The sequence below is a fragment of the Lysinibacillus sp. Y5S-8 genome (assembly GCF_036894365.1).
GTDB lineage: Bacteria > Bacillota > Bacilli > Bacillales_A > Planococcaceae > Lysinibacillus > Lysinibacillus fusiformis_D.
In genome coordinates this window covers 2287273-2306790 of the sequence record NZ_CP145889.1, presented here as the reverse complement: position 1 = coordinate 2306790, position 19518 = coordinate 2287273, and the positions used below count along the sequence as shown (strand labels likewise).

The 19518-nt window shown below is 38.2% G+C and carries 22 protein-coding genes, 1 pseudogene and 1 other annotated feature; of the genes and pseudogenes, 10 read left to right on the top strand and 13 right to left on the bottom strand.

Annotated features, from left to right (window positions below):
- Positions 1-14: 14 nt before the first annotated feature.
- Positions 15-1674: pseudogene (argS, locus tag V6670_RS11225) on the bottom strand (arginine--tRNA ligase).
- Positions 1675-1718: 44 nt separating this feature from the next.
- Positions 1719-1937: a binding site (T-box leader), on the bottom strand.
- 113 nt (positions 1938-2050) lie between these two features.
- Between argS and V6670_RS11220 the strand changes: the two are divergent.
- Together V6670_RS11220 and V6670_RS11215 are read left to right on the top strand one after the other, a co-directional pair.
- On the top strand, positions 2051-2350 hold the full coding sequence (locus V6670_RS11220; RefSeq protein ID WP_131520404.1) for a metalloregulator ArsR/SmtB family transcription factor: 300 nt from the start codon (positions 2051-2053) through the stop codon (positions 2348-2350).
- Between the two features lie 138 nt (positions 2351-2488).
- The gene (locus V6670_RS11215) at positions 2489-3676 is read left to right on the top strand and encodes an MFS transporter (protein WP_141904497.1); all 1188 of its coding nucleotides are present in this window, start codon (positions 2489-2491) and stop codon (positions 3674-3676) included.
- Positions 3677-3806: 130 nt separating this feature from the next.
- Here the strand turns inward: V6670_RS11215 and V6670_RS11210 are convergent, their stop codons facing one another.
- A complete protein-coding gene (locus V6670_RS11210; RefSeq protein WP_338654384.1) occupies positions 3807-5693 on the bottom strand; it encodes an FAD-dependent oxidoreductase in 1887 nt (628 codons plus the stop codon).
- Positions 5694-6316: 623 nt separating this feature from the next.
- Here V6670_RS11210 and V6670_RS11205 point away from each other — a divergent pair.
- On the top strand, positions 6317-7921 hold the full coding sequence (locus V6670_RS11205; RefSeq protein ID WP_036125988.1) for an ATP-binding cassette domain-containing protein: 1605 nt from the start codon (positions 6317-6319) through the stop codon (positions 7919-7921).
- A 381-nt stretch (positions 7922-8302) separates the two neighbouring features.
- Here V6670_RS11205 and fabF read toward each other — a convergent pair whose 3' ends face one another.
- From fabF to V6670_RS11190, 3 genes are all read right to left on the bottom strand, one after another.
- Positions 8303-9538 carry a beta-ketoacyl-ACP synthase II gene (gene fabF / locus V6670_RS11200; protein ID WP_338654382.1) on the bottom strand — a complete coding sequence of 412 codons (1236 nt, stop codon included), beginning with the start codon at positions 9536-9538 and terminating at the stop codon, positions 8303-8305.
- A 27-nt stretch (positions 9539-9565) separates the two neighbouring features.
- Positions 9566-10123: a TetR/AcrR family transcriptional regulator gene (locus tag V6670_RS11195; protein ID WP_141904398.1), complete on the bottom strand. Its 558-nt coding sequence runs from the start codon at positions 10121-10123 to the stop codon at positions 9566-9568.
- 81 nt (positions 10124-10204) lie between these two features.
- Positions 10205-10675, bottom strand: a complete 471-nt coding sequence (locus V6670_RS11190) for a DinB family protein (protein ID WP_141904399.1) — start codon at positions 10673-10675, stop codon at positions 10205-10207.
- A gap of 168 nt (positions 10676-10843) precedes the next feature.
- Between V6670_RS11190 and V6670_RS11185 the strand changes: the two genes are divergently transcribed.
- Both V6670_RS11185 and V6670_RS11180 read left to right on the top strand, forming a co-directional pair.
- Positions 10844-11470 (top strand): hypothetical protein, encoded by a 627-nt coding sequence (locus V6670_RS11185; protein ID WP_141904400.1) that lies wholly within the window; start codon positions 10844-10846, stop codon positions 11468-11470.
- A 58-nt stretch (positions 11471-11528) separates the two neighbouring features.
- The gene (locus V6670_RS11180) at positions 11529-12353 is read left to right on the top strand and encodes a serine protease (protein ID WP_141904401.1); all 825 of its coding nucleotides are present in this window, start codon (positions 11529-11531) and stop codon (positions 12351-12353) included.
- A 53-nt stretch (positions 12354-12406) separates the two neighbouring features.
- On the opposite strand, the gene V6670_RS11175 is transcribed toward V6670_RS11180, so the two are convergent.
- From V6670_RS11175 to V6670_RS11155, 5 genes are all read right to left on the bottom strand, one after another.
- Entirely contained in the window at positions 12407-12898 is a 492-nt protein-coding gene (locus V6670_RS11175) for a DUF1232 domain-containing protein (protein WP_271913390.1), read from the bottom strand.
- Between the two features lie 316 nt (positions 12899-13214).
- A complete protein-coding gene (locus tag V6670_RS11170; protein ID WP_338654376.1) occupies positions 13215-13346 on the bottom strand; it encodes a hypothetical protein in 132 nt (43 codons plus the stop codon).
- Positions 13339-13470 (bottom strand): hypothetical protein, encoded by a 132-nt coding sequence (locus V6670_RS11165; protein ID WP_338654374.1) that lies wholly within the window; start codon positions 13468-13470, stop codon positions 13339-13341. Before V6670_RS11165 ends, V6670_RS11170 begins: the two co-directional genes overlap by 8 nt.
- 307 nt (positions 13471-13777) lie before the next feature.
- The gene (locus tag V6670_RS11160) at positions 13778-13978 is read right to left on the bottom strand and encodes a cold-shock protein (RefSeq protein ID WP_004230088.1); all 201 of its coding nucleotides are present in this window, start codon (positions 13976-13978) and stop codon (positions 13778-13780) included.
- A gap of 221 nt (positions 13979-14199) precedes the next feature.
- Positions 14200-14520, bottom strand: a complete 321-nt coding sequence (locus tag V6670_RS11155) for a DUF1033 family protein (RefSeq protein ID WP_338654287.1) — start codon at positions 14518-14520, stop codon at positions 14200-14202.
- A gap of 88 nt (positions 14521-14608) precedes the next feature.
- Here V6670_RS11155 and V6670_RS11150 point away from each other — a divergent pair, with 88 nt between their 5' ends.
- Together V6670_RS11150 and V6670_RS11145 are read left to right on the top strand one after the other, a co-directional pair.
- Positions 14609-16336 carry a methyl-accepting chemotaxis protein gene (locus V6670_RS11150; RefSeq protein ID WP_141904404.1) on the top strand — a complete coding sequence of 576 codons (1728 nt, stop codon included), beginning with the start codon at positions 14609-14611 and terminating at the stop codon, positions 16334-16336.
- A gap of 46 nt (positions 16337-16382) precedes the next feature.
- Positions 16383-16664 (top strand): acylphosphatase, encoded by a 282-nt coding sequence (locus V6670_RS11145; RefSeq protein ID WP_141904405.1) that lies wholly within the window; start codon positions 16383-16385, stop codon positions 16662-16664.
- A gap of 667 nt (positions 16665-17331) precedes the next feature.
- Here the strand turns inward: V6670_RS11145 and V6670_RS11140 are convergent.
- Positions 17332-17655, bottom strand: a complete 324-nt coding sequence (locus V6670_RS11140) for a hypothetical protein (RefSeq protein WP_141904406.1) — start codon at positions 17653-17655, stop codon at positions 17332-17334.
- 231 nt (positions 17656-17886) lie between these two features.
- Between V6670_RS11140 and V6670_RS11135 the strand changes: the two genes are divergently transcribed.
- Complete coding sequence (locus V6670_RS11135; protein WP_141904498.1) at positions 17887-18078, top strand: helix-turn-helix transcriptional regulator; 192 nt, start codon at positions 17887-17889, stop codon at positions 18076-18078.
- Positions 18079-18122: 44 nt separating this feature from the next.
- Positions 18123-18347: a group-specific protein gene (locus tag V6670_RS11130; protein ID WP_141904407.1), complete on the top strand. Its 225-nt coding sequence runs from the start codon at positions 18123-18125 to the stop codon at positions 18345-18347.
- 94 nt (positions 18348-18441) lie between these two features.
- Here the strand turns inward: V6670_RS11130 and V6670_RS11125 are convergent, their stop codons facing one another.
- Complete coding sequence (locus tag V6670_RS11125) at positions 18442-18600, bottom strand: helix-turn-helix domain-containing protein (RefSeq protein ID WP_141904408.1); 159 nt, start codon at positions 18598-18600, stop codon at positions 18442-18444.
- Positions 18601-18900: 300 nt separating this feature from the next.
- On the bottom strand, positions 18901-19032 hold the full coding sequence (locus V6670_RS11120; RefSeq protein ID WP_338654589.1) for a helix-turn-helix domain-containing protein: 132 nt from the start codon (positions 19030-19032) through the stop codon (positions 18901-18903).
- A gap of 356 nt (positions 19033-19388) precedes the next feature.
- Here V6670_RS11120 and V6670_RS11115 point away from each other — a divergent pair, with 356 nt between their 5' ends.
- Positions 19389-19517 (top strand): hypothetical protein, encoded by a 129-nt coding sequence (locus tag V6670_RS11115; RefSeq protein WP_338654282.1) that lies wholly within the window; start codon positions 19389-19391, stop codon positions 19515-19517.
- Position 19518 lies beyond the last annotated feature (1 nt).

Here is a 19518-nt window from a genome sequence, read left to right as displayed (position 1 = left end):
TGATTCAGTAGGTGTCACATATTTTCAGGTAATTCAATGCCCAATAAGGCGAATGATTCTTTTAAGACAATCGCAATACATGAACAAAGTGCTAGACGTGACGCTTGATATTCATCATCCGCTAATATTTTCTGTTGGGCATAATATTTATTCAATAAACGGGCCAATTGTAAGGCATATTTCGCTATTTGGGACGGGTCAGCCTGATCAAAAGACGTAGCTACCACTTTCGGAAACTGCTCCAGTAATAAAACAATCGCCCAAGCCTGCTCTCCTACTGGCTGGAAGGTTATCACTTCAGCTGGGGCGTTTGCTTTTTCTAAAATGGAGCAAAGACGGGCATACGTATACTGTACATAAGGACCTGTTTCACCTTCAAAATTCATCATTTGCTCGATCGAAAATTCAATATCATTGAGGCGATGGTATTTCAAATCATTAAATATAACAGCGCCAACCCCAACTTGCTGGGCTACTCGCTCCTTGTTAGGAAGATGGGGATTTTTCTCTTCGATATTACGCTTCGCCGTCGCAATGGCCTCTGCTAGCACATCTGCTAATAACACCACTTTGCCTTTACGGGTCGACATTTTTTTGCCATCCTTGAGCATCATCCCAAATGGGACGTGCTGTAGATTTTCGGCCCAAGCATAGCCCATTTTTTCGATGACTTGAAAAAGTTGTTTAAAATGGAGGGACTGCTCATTGCCAACAACGTAGAAAATCTTTTCTGGCTGGTAATGCTGTTGGCGATACAGGGCGGCAGCTAAATCGCGTGTCGCATAAAGCGTGGCTCCATCTGTTTTCGTCATTAAGCATGGAGGCATTTCCTCCATCTCCACAACATACGCCCCATCTGATTCCACTAGGAGCCCTTTTTCTTGTAGTTCTGTCACAACAGGTATCATTTTGTCATTGTAAAAGGCTTCTCCTGTAAAAGCATCAAAGTGAATTCCTAACAACTCGTATATTGATTGAAATTCTACTAATGATACATCTCGGAACCATTGCCATAATGCCAGTGCCTCTGCATCGCCATCTTCCAATGCTTTAAAGGCGGCACGTGCCTGTTCAATCAGTGCTGGGTCTTGCTCTGCCTCTTCATGAAACTGCACATAAATCTTTAATAGCTCCACAATTGGTGACGCTGTAATGGCTTGCTTATCACCCCAATATTGATAAGCCACAATAAGCTTACCGAACTGTGTACCCCAGTCCCCTAAATGATTGATGCGAATCGCTTGATAACCATTTTTTTCTGCCATATTGGCTAAGGCATTCCCAATGACTGTTGAACGTAAATGCCCCATCGAGAATGGCTTCGCAATATTAGGAGATGAAAAATCTAGGACGACAGCTCCCATCCCCGTTTGATTAGTTCCATATGATTGTTTTGCTTGCATGATGTTGCGTCACTTTTTGTTGATCTAGAAAAATATTGACATAGCCTCCAACAGCTTGCACACGCTGGATATTGTCATTGTTTAATTGACTTGCTATATCCGCTGCAATAGTTTGTGGTGACTTTTTCCATCTTTTGGCTAAGGTAAAACAAGGGAATGCCACGTCCCCAAGCTCCGAGCTTTTTGGTTTTTCTAATAATGACGCAATATCATCTGCTGTTAATTGATGATTGACTACTTCTGCCATACTTTCAGCGATTTGTTTATTCATCTTGATCCTCCTCCTGTCCAAATAAAAAAGCCCCCGTCTCTAAAATTAGAGACGAGAGCATCATAATCCCGTGGTACCACTCTAGTTGCCATTTAATATGACCACTTTCCATTGTTAACGAGGTGACGCCCCGCTATTCTCTACTACTTGTTCGAGAATCTTCTCCAAAGTGCGCTTCATTCATGGTTTCTGCATTAGGCTCACACCAACCCTAACTCGCTTGCCAGTTGTCCATCAATTACTCTCTTCTTCATTGAATTTTTATATGATTTTGACATATATTACAGGACTTCCTTATTGGCGTCAACCATTTTTAAAATATAATGTCGGTACTTAGCAATTGACATATCGAGATAATTCGATATATCATTGCGATATGGAACCAATTGAAATTTTCAAAGCGTTATCAAACGAGACTAGGCTAAACATCTTACAGTGGCTGAAGGAACCTGAGAAACATTTCCCAAAAGTGAGTATCGAAGGAGGCGTATGTGTTGGTGATATTCAGGAGAAAGCTAAAACTTCTCAATCAACCGTTTCTCACTACTTAAATATGATGCAAAAGGCTGGACTTCTCGAATCTTTTCGTCATGGTCAATGGACATATTATAAATTAAAAGAAGAAACGATTCATCAAATTGCCTCGTTTCTTGTATCAGATACCCAAAATGATTAAAATTGGGTTTCTGTTTAAAATGTCATATCGATTATTCACGATAAATAGATACGTTATAGTTATTAGGTTTCTTATACATTTGCACAATACATCGAAATTTCTCGATATATTGATATAAAGGAGTGATGTTTTTTGATTATGAATAAAGAAAATGCATTTAGCAATAAACATAAAATTTTAGCCTTCACATTAACCTTATTAACGTTTGTCATGGGAACAAGTGAATTTGTTATTGTAGGATTATTAACGGAGGTCTCTACAGATTTAAGTATACCAATTGCCACAGCTGGTTCCTTGATTTCTGGATTTGCTATCGCCTATGCGATTGGTACACCCATCTTAACCGGTTTTGTTAGTAGATTTGCAAAATATCCACTCATGTTAGTATTGATTTCCCTCTTTATACTTGGAAATATTGTAAGTGCCCTCTCTAGTTCCTATGGTATTTTAATAACTTCCAGAGTTGTTACGGCTGTTGTCAGCGGCGTACTTACAGCATTAGCCATGTCTATAGCGAATGATAGTATGCCAAAAGAAAAAAGATCCTCTATCATTGCTTTCATATTTGCGGGCTTTACCATTGCCAACGTCATGGGTGTACCTCTAGGAACAATGGTTGGACAATGGAGTAATTGGCACATGACATTTTGGTTAACAGCAGCTTTAGGCGGGATTGCCTTTATCATCAGCATGTTTGTGCTACCTCGAAATATCAAAGCAACAAAAAGTTCACTATCAGAGCAATTAAGTTTATTTAAGCAACCTAAAATCATTCTAGCATTCTTCATTCCTGTTTTTACGATTGCTGGAACATACACAATCTATACTTTTATTACGCCAATTTTACAACAAAAACTTGGTATTGAAACGAAATACATAGGTATTGTTCTCTTAATCTATGGCTTCTTTTCAATCTTTAGTAATCTTTTAGCTGGCAAAATTGCTCAGCATAATGGTTTAGGTAAATTGCGCTATACGTTCATTATTCAGGCCATTATCTTATTTACTCTGTATTTTACGATGTCCTCTATGTGGTTAGGGCTACTGACTATTATGTTAATGGCTGTCATGCTATATGCTGTTAATGCAACTGTCCAACTCTACTTCATGGATTTAGCTGAAAGATATTCTCCCTCTGCAAAAGACTTTGCATCCTCATTAACCCCTGTAGCTGTTAATGTGGGGATTGCATTAGGCTCTGCAATAGGAGGATTTGTCGTAGCTTCTGGCAGTCTAGACAAACTTTCGTGGGCTGGTGGAATCTTAGCGCTCATAGCCTCAGTGTTAACATTTATGAGCTATAGATTAAATCAAAAGGTTGCTTGAAACGAAGGGAGATCCCTGACTGAGTGAGGCTGCCCATAGTGGAAATCAACGGCTTTATATTATTGTAAAATAAAAAAACTGTAGGCAAACGCTCAAATTTTTCGAGCTTGTCTACAGTCTGAAACATTCCTCAAGAAGAGGAATGTTTCTTTTCTACATAATGAATGACATCAGCCATGATGGCGTACATCTCTTTTAATTTTAATTTCTTATTGTCTGAAATTTTCTTTGCTACTTTTTCAGTGACAATTCCTTTTTCCATTAATGTATCCCAGCTAGTCGTATTGGATTCACCAATGAGGACGTCAGCCAAATATTGAGCCATCTCATCACGTTCAATGGCTTCTTCGCCATTATTATAAACTTTATTGATGACAATTTCGAGCTGATCACTCATACCTGCTGCACTTTCTCCACCAGCTCGTAGCATACTCTCTTTTAACATTTTAGCAAACTTTATTTTTGTCGCCTGGCTGTCCACTTTTAAATCATTATCATAACCACCCACCACTAGGCCATAGTTAATGAGTGTTTGAATAGCTTCATCATACCATTTCCCTTGATATGGGTACTCCATAGAAAATGAATCAACGTAGGCTCCCTGTTTGTCGAGCTGTTTTCTTAACGTAGCAATTAACTGTTTATCCTTGCTCATATCTCTAAAGGCTACATCTTCTTTCATGGCTAGTGCAGCCGCAGTCCCTGCCGCTTCACCTGTCACCATCCCTGTCGGAACAATGCGCGCACTACCTGCCGCCAGTGATGAATACCCTGCAGAGCGTCCAACCACCAATAAGCCATCAATATCCTTCGGTACTAATGAACGGAAAGGAATAGCATACTGCTTTGGCGCTGCAATGACATACCCATAATCATGCGGCGTTTGTGCTTGCACATCGACTGGATATGAAGCAATCCCAATGCTATCCCATTGGTCACTATTTTTCCACAGGTCAGCCATCGTTAATTGATATTCCGCCCAAATATGTCTCGTTTCTCTTACATAAAGTTCCTCTGGATAGCTAACAATTTCAGCCTTTTCAAACCCTGGAAAATTCGCTTGTAAATATTCTAGAATGTGTAACGTTTCTTTCTTTCCTGCGACAATAGCAGCTTGTTTCGAATTGTCATTTAAGCCATCAATACCAAAAATCTGTAATGCATTAATAAAATATTCATCATCTACACGAGCTAAGTTTAACCCTCTTAATCTTGTACCCTCTTGCAAAGGCTTGTATTCATCATGGAGCTTTGTAAAGCCCCACATCACGGTATGATTCAAATTAGCACCGCCAAATACATCGGATTTAGCCGCTTTTTTTACTTCATCCCAATCGACATTTTTCAAATGTAGCATTAATGTCACAGCCATGCGTTTATCTTTTATGCCAATATCTTCTCCTCCCACAAAGAAAGGAACATTGGACATGGTCGCAAAATCAGCATCCTGCGTGGCATCTATAAATGATTTCCCTGTCACTACATATGTACCGTACTCATTTTTTAATTCCACTGACGTTAATTGTTGTTGATGAACATTCGCTTTCACGACCTCGGTTTGCACCGACAAGGTTAAATTAGGTTCTTCATCGATCAGTTTTTTAAAGGCAGCCTTAGCACCAACAATGCCAAACGCATCTTTCCCTGTCACCAGCTCATGCCATTCCTTAAAAATACCTTCACTAATTGAGTTGTTACGACCATCACGCGGAATATCAAGGAAATTCAACATACCATATGTAAATAATCCACCTAACTCTTGTCGTTTTTCTACCAGTAAAGTTTTAGCACCACTTCGTGCCGCAGCCACTGCCGCAGCTACCCCCTCAGGTTCACCACCAATGACAATGACATCATACTCTGTCTCTATATTTTTGATTGGCTCTGGCTTTTTATACTCATCCACTAATTTATTGTATGCCATAGAGTTCGTCATTTCTTTTATAAAATAGTAGCTTCCAAACCCAAGTAAAACTACTATTACACAAGTGGCTGTCCATAATAAGCCCTTACCCATAAAGTACCTCCGATAACTAATATTTCCACAAACATGTTTATTTTATCATCATTTCCGCCTCTTGGAAGAGCTGAATGTCCTATTTTCATGTGCATCCATATGAAAGCATGTCTGTAAAGCTAACTAAAACGCCTCATCTACGGAATTCTTTGGTTTGAAGGGATTCACCTAAACTCATGAATGTAATCATTTTTTGAGGATTGGGTGTTTTTTGTCCATCTGTTAGACAATGCTAGTTGCGAAAACTGGGATGATTGAAAGGAACGATCGGCTAATCGGGGATGACGTGCATACACACCTGTGATGATCAGGACGCTGTTTCCTTGAATGTAAACAATCAGCATTATTTTAGTTGATAGCTTTGTGAAGAAGCAAACAATATCCATGTGGTAAATGATGTCATTTTTCTATTCTTTTGCAAAAACAGTTAATCACACTACAATGTAGACGTCTCATCCTAAAAGAAAGTTACAGCAAGAAAAATTTTAAAAATGTATCTTTATTCAGTTTTTGTTTAACAAAAACTATTGAAAGAACGCCAAACCTTGATTTAATAATGTTTATAGACTATGGAACATATTTCATGCTATACTAGAGCCATTGTGAAAAAAGGAGGAACTTGCATGATTCAAGTTAGTAATGTAGGTCTTCGCTATGGCGATCGTAAACTATTTGAAGACGTAAATATAAAATTCACACCAGGAAATTGCTACGGTTTAATTGGGGCAAATGGTGCTGGTAAATCAACATTTTTAAAAATCCTTTCTGGTGAAATTGAAGCCCAAGAAGGTAACGTATCCATGGGCAAAGACGAACGTTTATCTGTCCTAAAACAAAACCATTTCGAATACGATGAGCATACAGTGCTCGACACAGTTATTATGGGGAATAAACGCCTCTATGATGTAAAAACGGAAAAAGACGCTATCTATGCAAAGGAAGACTTCTCAGATGAAGATGGCATGCGTGCAGCCGAGCTAGAAGGTGAATTTGCCGAGCTAAACGGTTGGGAAGCTGAATCAGAAGCTGCAACATTATTAAACGGTTTAGGTATCTCAGATGATCTTCATTACATGCTAATGGGCGATCTTGAAGGTTCTGACAAAGTCAAAGTTCTACTTGCACAGGCACTATTTGGTCAGCCTGATGTCCTTTTACTCGATGAGCCTACCAACCACCTTGACTTAAAGGCGATTCAATGGTTAGAGGAATTCCTGATTAACTTTGAAAATACAGTCATCGTAGTATCCCATGACCGTCACTTCTTAAACAAAGTATGTACACATATTGCGGATTTGGACTTCTCTAAAATCCAATTATATGTAGGTAACTATGATTTTTGGTATGAATCTTCTCAATTAGCGCAAAAAATGGCGCAAGATCAAAATTCGAAAAAAGAAGAAAAAATTAAAGAATTACAAGCGTTTATCGCACGCTTCTCTGCGAATGCTTCTAAATCAAAACAAGCAACATCTCGTAAAAAAATGCTGGATAAAATTGAGCTCGATGATATTAAGCCATCAAGCCGTAAATATCCATTTATCAACTTCCAAATCGGTCGTGAAATCGGTAATGATGTACTGACAGTAGAAGATTTGACAGCAAGTCATGAAGGCGCAACATTATTCAAAGACATTCGCTTCTCTATGAACAAAGAAGACAAAATCGTTTTACTTGGTAGCCCAATGGCGAAAACAGCCCTTCTTGATATCTTAATGGAAGAAAAAGAAGCAGATGCTGGATCATTTAAATGGGGTGTCACAACATCTCAAAGCTACTTCGAAAACGATCATGACAAGTACTTTGAAGGTTCTGAGAAAACATTAGTGGAATGGCTACGTCAATATTCTCCAGACGATGAAACAGAAAGCTTCCTACGTGGTTTCTTAGGACGTATGCTCTTCTCTGGTGAAGAAGTGAAAAAATCCCCTGCTGTTCTATCAGGAGGCGAAAAAGTTCGTTGTATGTTATCAAAAATGATGCTTGCGACAGCAAACGTGATTTTACTTGATGAACCAACGAACCACCTTGACCTTGAATCCATTCAAGCATTGAACGAAGGCTTAATTCGTTTCAAAGGTGCCATGATTTTCACATCACATGACCATCAGTTTATCCAAACAATCGCCAACCGTGTCATCGAAATCCGTGAAGATGGCTCAATTTTAGATAAACAATTAACATATGATGAATTCTTAGAGTGGAAAGACAGCCAAGGCTTAAGCTAATTTCCACCAAAAATCCTCTACCAGCGTTAGGTAGAGGATTTTTTTGTGTAGCGGATGCTGTCATAATTTATAGAATGCTATTAAGATACAAAAGATGATTTAAGATAAGAAAGATTGAAACAATTTTTTGTTTAGGTGATAATAAATAGTTTTGATTGAAACCTTGAAAAGCCCCTGATACAGCCACTCCCCCATGACATAGAGATTTGCTTGTCCTGCTGATAATTCTCTACCTCTTCCAATTACCATAATATAGCTTTTGATTGATTTATTATAAGAAAGGCTTATTGAATGAAACGATTTCTTAGGAGGGGCAAAAATAAAAGAATGGTAAGAAGCTAAATGCTCCTACCATTCTTTTCATCAACGATTACTCGATTTTTATTCCTCAACCTTTTTAAACGCTAGTACGGCATTATGACCCCCAAAGCCAAAACCATTGGATAACGCAATATTGACAGGTTGTTGCAGTGCCTTGTTCGGCACATAGTTTAAATCACACTCTGAATCTGGTGTTTCGTAATTAATGGTTGGCGGAATGATGCCTTCCATTATACTTTTCAATGTAATAATGGCTTCGATGCCCCCAGCCGCTCCAAAGAGATGCCCTGTCATTGATTTTGTAGAGCTCACCTTTAAGTGATAGGCATGTTCGCCAAAGACACTTTTAATTGCCTTTGTTTCAGATTTATCGCCCTCTGGTGTACTAGTACCATGCGCATTAATGTAATCGACAGTCGATACATCTATATCGCCCATTTTTAAGGCTAATTTCATCGCATTGGCAGCGCCCGTATAATCAGGTGCTGTAATGTGGTAAGCATCTGTTGTGACACCATAGCCTACAATCTCACCAAGAATCGTTGCGCCCCTTTGTTTGGCATGTTCATATTCCTCTAAGAACACGATGCCAGCTCCTTCTGACATGACAAAACCATCTCGCTCACTGTCGAAGGGACGGCTTGCTTTTGCTGGCTCATCATTTCTGGTAGACATTGCTTTCATTCGTGAGAAACCTGCAAAGCTAAGTGGATTGATGGGCGCCTCTGCTCCACCTGCTAAAATGCCATCCGCATAGCCATGTCGTATAGCTAAGAAGGCTTCTCCAATCGCTTGGTTTCCTGTTGCACAGGCTGAGACAGGTGAAAAGCTTGGCCCTTTAAAGCCTGTTTGTATCGCTAGTATTCCCGCAGCCATATTGCTAATCATCATTGGCACCATGAATGGGGACACCCTCCTAGGTCCATTATCGAGCATTGCCTGATGATTCTCTAAAATCGTCTCAATACCGCCAATGCCTGAGCCAACATAAACACCTAGACGCTCCTTATCGATCTGCTCCATATTTAAATTGGCTTGCTCTAAAGCTTGTTGAGAAGCGGCAACTGCATATTGCACAAATAAATCATACTTACTGATTTCTTTTTTATCCATATACTGTGTTGCGTCAAAATCCGTAATCGTCCCTGCAATTTGCGTATTAATACCGCTGAATTGCTCTCCTTGAATTTTTTGAATTCCTGATTTCCCAGTTTTTATATTCTCCCATAGGGCTGAAACTGTATTCCCTAATGGAGATATAACACCATATCCAGTCACAACGACTCTTCGTACCATGCACATCTCTCCTTCTTATTTAGAAAATTATTTTAATAACGCCTTTAATTGCTCCAGCATTTTTACAAAGAACGCTTCTCCTAAAACGCGTTTATATTGTAACGCACCCTTTGTACTAGAAATAAGCAATATGGCTAGAGACTCTAAATCATCCGTCGCTTGGAGTGCACCCTGTTGTTTGGCTTCCTTCAATAGGGCTACAAAAACATCGATTTCCATTTGACTAAGCTGCTGTAGCTTGTCTTGCATCAGTTGTGGTAATTCTTGATAATCTGCCTGTAAAGCTGAAATAGGACAAACACCCTCTTTTTCTAGGCATTTTACTCGTTGCAAAATAAAAGCGAAAGGTTTTTCCTCCACTGGTATAGCGGAGTCTTGAATCGTTTTATACGTCCCTTCTAGCCCTTGTTGAATCCTTTCGCAAACCGCAACCCCTAAGTCTCCTTTCTTTTCAAAATGATAATGAATACTTGCCTTCGTAACGCCAAGCTCTTTAGCTAAATGGTCATAACTAAATGATGTGAAACCTTTTTCCTGAATATGCTTCAATGATAATTCTATAATTTGCATTTTTCTATTTGTCATGGTTTTATACTAACTTACTAGTAGGTAAGTGTCAATTTTTAGAAATACAGCAGATAAACGATTTATCTGCCGCTTGCATAATTATTGCATTTCTTTTGTTGGTCCCATCACAGCAGGTACTGGTAAACCAGCTTGACGTAGCAAAACCGTCATTTGTCCACGATGATGTGTTTGATGGTCGATCAATACACGTAATAAAGCCCCTTTTGGCATTGGCGCTGTAAAGCCGTTGACTACCTCTAGTAAATCTTCGTTAGAAAGCTTTGCCACTTCCTCTTTAATACCGTTGGCAACATTTTCATAGGCTGTCACAATGTCAGCAGCTGTCGTTGGTACGGGATCTTCTTGTGGAATCATTGGCACTTTTAAGCCTGCCAGATAACTAAAATAGCCTGCAGCCCCAACTAAATGCCAGCCTAGCCAGCCAAGTGTACTGTGGCCCTCCACAATATTTTGATTTAGCTTATCATCTGTTAAAGCCTGTAATACTTGCAGTGTTCCTTTAGATGCATTCGACCATTCCTGTAAAAAATCATCAATTTGTCTATACATATCTTTGCCCCCACTTTTCAACTTCATTTCTATCATAGTTAATTTTCCCATTGGAGACAAGTTTCTGATTATAGTTTACATAATATTATTATTTGTATTCATCTCATATCACTCGTATAACGTCTCGCATTCACGTATAATGAAAGAAAATAGCGAAGGAGTATGCCTATGAGACACTATGTCCTAGTATTTTCTCTTGCATTTTTACTCACTGGTTGTAATGAAGAAGTAAAAGTAGAGCCCACACCAACTGCGGAAGACAAACAGCCTGTTGAACAGAAACACACATCGCTTCTCTCCTATTTTCCACCTAATGGGTCTACGGCCTATTTTCAAGGAGAAGGAAATGAGTTTGCTAGCTTCACACTGCGTACAACCTATCTCGATCCACAGCATATTGCACAAATAGAGGATAATGGTGGTGTGACTCTCTTAAAAATCTATCGTATAACGGATACAAATATTGACCTTGTCTATCGGGAACCAGTTGACAGCAATCCAAGTTTGCCAAGTGCAGCAGAGGCAGCTTCTTATCCTGTACTGGAAACAATTCTTCAAAAGCCATTACAAGTTGGGACAAGTTTTCAAGGCTGGACCATTCAATCAACGACCGCCACTGTTGATACAGGAACAAATATTTATCAAGATGTAATCCAGCTAACCCGCTCTAAAGATCAAATGACGACGACCAAATATTTTGTGAAAGATATAGGCCTAATTCGCATAGAGGATACGATGGAGGCAGATCAAGATGAACCATTTGTTGTAACATCCACCTTGCAAAAAATAGAATAGTTTGATGATAACAGGCGTCCAGCTTGGGCACCTGTTATTTTAGCTTAGGGGGTCTTATATGAGTGACATACATAATGCAACATCCAAGCAAGAAGAATTGACGGAAGAAGAATTCATTGAGCTCGTACTCGAAGAACAACAAAAAGCATTAGCACAAGAACGAGAAGAACGGTTTCATGGAAAAAAGCCCAAAAAACAAAAACCTCTTGTGCGCTGGATGGTGTGGGGCATGGCAATGGTCCTATTTTTCAATACATTTGCCTTAGTTTTTCAAATTTATTCCATTCCAGCGATTGAATTCATCAAAGTTTCAACTCGACTCTCGGCACAAGAGGATATACAAACCTATAAAAAGGCAGTCGTTGAAATCTCAACTGGCTCTAGTAAAGGCACTGGTTTTGCCATTTCTCCTGACGGGCTTATTGTCACCAATGCCCACGTAGTAGAAGATGCCAACTCATTATCTGTTGTATTTCCGGATGAGGGATTGATGGAGGCAACGTTAATCGAGAGCTATCCAGCAGTAGATTTAGCTCTAGTACAAGTGGAGGCCGAGCAACTCCCCTATCTCCCACTAGCAGAAGATCCACCTTTTTCTGCGGATGAACATATTTATTTTATTGGTAACCCTCTCGCCTTTACAGGTATTGCTAATGAAGGGACATTACTAGAATCCATTCAATTAGAGGATTGGCAGGAGCCCGTTATGATGCTGAAAGCCCCGGTTTATCGAGGGAATAGTGGTAGCCCTGTAATCGACCAACAGGGGAAGGTCATTGGCATTATCTTTGCGACGATGAAACATGAGCCGATTGGTCGTGTCGGCCTGTTCGTACCCGTTCAACAGCTCCATCATTTACTAGAAGCGCAACATAAAAAATGAACCTGCTTACCACAGGTTCATTTTTTTTCGGGCATAGAGTTTACATAATAATATTATTTATCCTTACTTTCTTGCTTCACAAACTGAGCGATGGGCGATTTCACAGGGATCTTACTGACTACCTCATCACTCACTTCTGCAACTTTTTGTAGCACATGTAACAGCTTATCATCCCCCGTCCAATGCTTTTCCACTACTTCCGGCCCCAATTTATTAATGATCGTATTGATCACAAAAGTCGCCAGCACCACATCATCTAAGTAGCCACCAAAGCCTAATAGTCCCTCTGGCATCAGATCAATCGGTAGCACAAAATATGCAATAGAAGCCCCTATTAAAGCTCGACTTTTCTTATCTACACCCGCATCGGTTACTGTTTTAATTAATAAATGAAATAAATCAGGCACAAACATTAAATAAGGCGTAAATTTATTCTTTTTCCCCTTCTTCGATCCAAGAAAAGCTACTAATTTCATGCGCAACTTCTGATAAAAATCTTGCTGCTCCTGTTCCTCAGGCAATTTTTCTACATTCTGCAAATCCATCTACCTCCTTCATTATTACAAACAATCTAGAATTTTTCCCATGGTATTCGCTACTATTAAGTGCAGTCTTTTCTCTACTTAGCTCGGTTGCTCCTTCGATTTTGCGGGCTATCCGTTACTTTGCTCATTCTATCCACTACTTTCATAAAGCTATCCTTCGCTTTACGCAGTCTATCCGCCACTTTTGCTATTCTATCCACCGCTTTGCTCAGACGAACTCCAATTTTGCGGGCTATCCTTCGCTTTGCTCATCCTATCCACTACTTTCATAAAGCTATCCTTCGCTTTGTGTGGTCTATCCGCCTCTTTTGCTATCCTATCCACCGCTTTGCTCAGATGCTCTCCATTTTTGCAGGCTATCCTTCACTTTGCTCATTCTATCCACTACTTTCATAAAGCTATCCTTCGCTTTGTGTGGTCTATCCGCTACTTTTGCTATTCTATCCACCGCTTTGCTCGGATGCACTCCAATTTTGCAGGCTATCCTTTACTTTGAAGATTCTATCCACTACTTTCATAAAGCTATCCTTCGCTTTGTGCGGTCTATCCGCCACTTTTGCTATTCTATCCACCGCTTTGCTCGGATGCTCTCCATTTTTGCAGGCTATCCTTCACTTTGCTCATCCTATCCACTACTTTCATAAAGCTATCCTTCGCTTTGTGTGGTCTATCCGCCACTTTTGCTATTCTATCCACCGCTTTGCTCGGATGCTCTCCATTTTTGCGGGCTATCCTTCGCTTTGCTCATCCTATCCACTACTCTATATATAACCTAAATGATGATTTGTAATCCCTTAAACTTTTAAATGCTACAAAAAAAGACATCCTATTTGCATAGGATGTCTGGGTTTAACGAAAGTATTTTTTAATTACTGAGAATTAAAGTTTAGTTACGTTAGCAGCTTGTGGTCCGCGGTTGCCATCTACAACTTCGAATTCCACTTTTTGACCTTCGTCAAGTGTTTTGAAACCTTCGCCTTGGATAGCTGAGAAGTGTACGAATACGTCGTTTTCACCTTCAACTTCGATGAATCCAAAACCTTTTTCTGAGTTAAACCATTTTACTGTACCTTGTTTCATTTAAGAAAACCTCCAAAAAATAAAAGTGAACAATATGTAATTTCTTCAAGGAATGAAAAAAATTCACATATTACAAAGAGTACCGAACTAACGCGATCACTTTTTGTAATATGTGAATTCATGTTTCCGGTGAAGCAATTAAATTGTTAACCTAAGTATAACCGCCATTCATAATTTTGTCAAATAAAGAAATTGTTTTTTTACTTTATTTCAAAATCTTTTTACAACTCTCCGATTTTACAGGCAATAATGCCATGATAAACTTGTGCATCGTCATCACAAGCCTCACAATAGAAGCTTTCGTCATCAGACCAAAAAGCCCAATACTGCCCTTCTTTCGTCATTTCATTGTCATGAGAGGAACGAAAGTGTGCTAATTTTTGCTGTAATGCACTTTCAAAAAGCTCCTTCGTTTCAAATGTATCTTGTGTTTGAATAAAAGCTTCCCAGCCTTCAAATTTCCACCAAGGCTCGTAGTCCGCTTTCATGTAAATAATTGTATACATATTTGCCCATTCCTTGCTGTCATTAGATAATTTCATTTTAGCAAACACATCTGAAATGTCTATTAAAACCACCTGAATTATGCTATTATTACCTTATTATACATACTTTTTGGGAGGAATTTTTATGTTTTCAAGTATTCGACCTAAAGCAGAGTTAGAAGAGCTTCTAAAACGTGGTACGGATTTGCATGCAACAGGCCGATTCCATCAAACACTGGCATTCAACCATTTTCATTCACAGGATGAGGAGCATTTGAGGACACTCTATCAAAAGCTAAAAGATATTACCCCCTCCATGAATGCCATTTTTCATCATTATTTAAGCGAGATATCCCCTACCTCTCAATTAACCATTAGTGAAGAAAATATCAATCAATACTTAACACAATTTTTCTTAGCAACACGTGATGATAATTATGTAGACGAAACTGTCAAATTTTTCAATCTATTTCGCAAGCACCAATATGAGCCTGGTAAACTAATTGTCGTATTTAATCAATTCGCATTCTATATTACGACATATATTTTACACAATTTTGGTATTAAGCCGAATAAGGCATTTCAATTTATGAAATCATTCCAATCCGCTGTCAATGTCGATCAAGAATTATTAGTGGAAGTCTTGACGGAGCGCATTATTGAAAATGTAGTGGGCGAAGTATCCTCTTTAATGGATGTTAATGCCAAAATTATGTACATGAAGGATTTGGTCTTTAGCTTAGATAAACAAAATGAGGAAATTCAATCCTCCACTGCTGCAACAGAACAGATTGCCGCTTCTATTAATGAGGTAGCGCGTATGTCTTCTCATATATCTGAGAAAACGACTGAATCTGTTGACCATGCAACGCAAGGGAAAAATGCGATTGAGCATGCCTTATCGGAGATTTTTAAAACGGAAGAAACGTTTACTTCTATCGTAGAATCATTTTCAGAATTGCAAAAGCGGGTGAATGATATTGAGCAGGTTGTCACGTTAATCAACCAAATTGCAGATCAAACGAATTTACTTGCTCTCAATGCCTCCATCGAAGCCGCACGCGCAGGTGAACATGGAAAAGGCTTTGCGGTCGTAGCACAAGAAGTACGAAAGCTAGCTGAAAACACGGTCTCTGCGCTAAGCGAAGTATCTGCGAATGTTCACCATTTAAAGAGTTATTCCAATGATGTGTCTCATTCCATTACGGAAACGACAGCCATCATTAAAGAAGCAACTGTCGAGGCAAAAGATTCATTACCATTATTAAATGCCATTGTGCATGCGATTGAAGGCATTAATTTAGATGTTACAAATACAGCAGCCATTTCACAACAACAAGCAGCTGCGATTGATGAAGTCTCTGCGAGAATGATTGAAATTTCAAGTTTGCAGGAAGATATTCGTGATTATAGCCATAATACATCCAGCGACATTCATTTATTAGGGAAAGAAATTAACCGTTTCCGTAATGATATTATTGCCAACAATAATGTGCAGCTTTCATCTATTGCTCTTTTACAATTATCGAAGGCTGATCATATTTTATGGAAATGGCGCATTTATAATATGTTCCTTGACCTAGAAAAAGTGGAACCAAGCGATGTTTCTTCCCATCGAGATTGCCGACTTGGCAAATGGTACACAGCGCCACGAACAGTAGAACGTTTCGGTCATTTACAGGACTATCATGAGTTGGATGGCTATCATTTACGTGTTCATGAATCAGCGAAGCTTGCTGCAGAAGCCCATAAAGCTGGCCATATCGAGCAAGCCGATGTCCATTTAAAGGAAGTAGATGAGGCATCTAAGCATGTTCTTTATTATATTAATAACTTAATTGCCTATTTAGAAAAAGAACGTGTCATGCAATAAACGGAGAGGCTCATCCCTCTCCCCCCATTAGCTAGGAGGTATTCCCTTGAACAAACGAGCAAGTATCAAATTTTTTGGTGATGTTTACGGCACAGGCTACCGTTTTTTCATCAAACAAAAAGCTATTGAATTAGGGTTAAAAGGCTACTGCCGATTGAATAACGCAGAGCAAATTGAAGTGGAAGTGGAAGGCTCTGAAAAAGCGCTTAATGAATTCCTCCTTTTTGTCCAAAAAGGCGTCAGCCCTCAAGCAGATTCCAATTCATTTTCATTAGAATTGTTTGATGAGTTAAAAGGATATGTACGTATGGAGTCAGACATTGTTTAGTCTGGCTCTTTTTTTAACGGTGTTGTAAAACTAAGGTTTATCAGGGTTTTGGCACTTTTAATTATAAAATGAATACGGTTTATCTTAAATGACGTTGCTGGGGGCAAGTTTATTAGGATTGGGGTTAATTCCCAAGTCCTTTTATTTTACCTTCCACACTCTTTTACATCGGTCGGAAATTGAGCATATCTATTTTACTCACTTTCTATAAAATAGGCCGGCTGAAAATTCAGCCACCAATTACTTCTGCTCAAAAATGAGGAGACGTCAAATTTCACGTCTCCTCATCTTTGAAGAATCCTGCCGAAAAGACAGTTACCTTATTAGGACAGTCCACTTTTGGTTTGACCGCCCTCAATTTGATGAAGGTTGCTAAATTTTGAGCAGGCTCTTATAGGTCGGCTGATTTTTCAGCTCACCTTTCTACTTCATATTTAGCGAATCATCAAATTGACGAATTGCGCCACTTCGAAAATATAGGATTTGCGAACAATACGGAAATTCCGTATCAGTAGTTAAAAACAAAAACGAAAAATAGGACTGGGGAAAAGTTACCTCACCTATTTGAATTATAGTGAGAGGACTGCACAATTTTGTGCAATCCCCATTTATGTGTTAAAATATTATTTAGATTTTTATTTAGTCGATGTTAGCGCATCGGTTTTTTTTATTTTTCCTCACTTTTAATCACCGTTTCAAATAATTTATCAGCATGAATATTAAGGGTTTTAACTTCTTCTGACATGTCCTTAAATAAAGGGTTGAATCCCGTATCAATCAAACGTACTGTATCTCTTAATTCTTCAATCGCAAGACGAGCCATACCTGGTTCTTTATGCCAACCTTTGTATACCATATCGTCAAGTTTTTCTATCAATCGTGCTACAGCACCCTGCACAACCTCTAATTGAATCATTTGTACTGATAAGTTATAGACATTGCAACTATTCTCATATACCAATGATTTTACCTTCGTCGCTACTTGTTCCATTCTGATTCCCTCTTTCATTCTTTATTTGTTTGCTACTGCATTTAAAAGTATTTGCTTATTATGGTCTTACATAGCACACCATTCTTTTGCCGTAACGTTCACTCTCTAACCCTTTTCTAAATGTCGGCTATTTCTAGTCCATTCACCGACTGACTATTGATAGTCATAAAACAGATTAATATCAACTTCATTGTATAATTAATTTAGGCGGGATTTATTTTGATAAAAATTATGTTTGACAGAAAAATTAAAGTTCCGCAATTAGTGGAGAAAAGTGTATTAAATAAGAATACTTTATACGCTTTACAAAAGAATGAAGTGACACGAATTGATTTAAATACTATGGAAGCCTTATGTGTAGCTTTAGATTGCGACATCTCTGATTTAATCGAATACACTCCAAATAAAAAGGGTGCCCAATAATTCGGGTGTCCGCTATATTTAGTAATATCAATGGAGGAAAAACTATGATTAAAATTCAAATTGATAATAATAGGGTTCAGGAATTACTTAAAGAAGTTATAAAAGAAAAAATAAATGAACATTCGAATGATTTGCTATTTTGGGATTCCAATGAACTTAAACGTAGAACGTGTATGAGTTGGAATAGCATTCAGGGAAATTTCTTCCATGATAAAGATTTTCCGAAAGCGAAAATTGGAGGCAAATGGTATTACCCTGCTAAGGACTAAGGAAACAGAGGAGTTTCTATATAAAATGGTTAAAAGAAAAAATGTTTTTTAAATGACATGAAAGACTTTTGTTTTTACTTTCCTTATACTAGTATCAGCTCAATTCTGTATTCGATAACCAGTTTTCTATGGTAATCCTATGAAATAAAATACGACCACGCACTTTTTTATGTGGAATTTCATTTCGACGAACCATAGTGTAAATCGTTGTATTGCTTATTTGTAATTCCTCTGCCAATTCATCTACAGTCATTGTCTTTTTTTATCAGGATTAGCAATAATATTTTTCGCTGCCTGTATTGGCCTTAGTCCTAAATCATCTGGTATCTGCTAACTCTAATTTTAAATATTGTTTCATATGCAAACTCCAATTGTTTCTTTATTATCATTGCCAATTTCTAAGCTGTATAAAAAAGAAAAAACACTCTCGACTGATCGTGCAGTTGAAAGTGTTTAACATATTTTTATTGTAGAAGTTGTATATCATAAATTTTTAACGTTAAAAGGATCTGTTAAATCCTTACCAGCGTTTCTTACTAAAAAATCATCAAGTTCAATAGTTGATTACTTTCATTCGACCAAGTTTTAACCCTATAAGTTGGCCACTTTTAATAAGTTCATAAACCTTATTTCTATTGCATTTAAGTCTTTTAGCTACTTCTGCAACTTCTAAAAGTTCGTTTATGAAAGATCACCTCTTTTAAATATTATTTTACAATCTAATCTGTTAATTTCAACCAACAATTGAATACTAATACAATATTTTATGCTTTTGTAAGCTCCATTGTTCATCCCTCCTTAATTCATATCAATAGTTTTTGATGAGCTCTAGCTTGAAAAGAAGTATCGTGTATTTTTTGCTCAATTTCCGTCAGTATTATTTGTAAAGCTCAATGTTAGATTTACAAACTAATAAAACTCTATTTCCCTTTTATATCTCCTGATCTGTCGTATCTTGTCGTTATTTTTGTTTTTATTATTCATATTTTTTAGTTTTTATATGATATTATATTTACTATAAAAGGGAATGGAGGGATAAAAATGAAAAAGAAAATCGGTTTTGTAATATCTGCTTTGTGCCTTTCTGTATTGGTATTAGGAGTAGCAGCTCCTTCTGCATCTGCAAGTTCAAAATGTCCACCCGGTGAATGGTGCTTAGAAAGACCCTAAA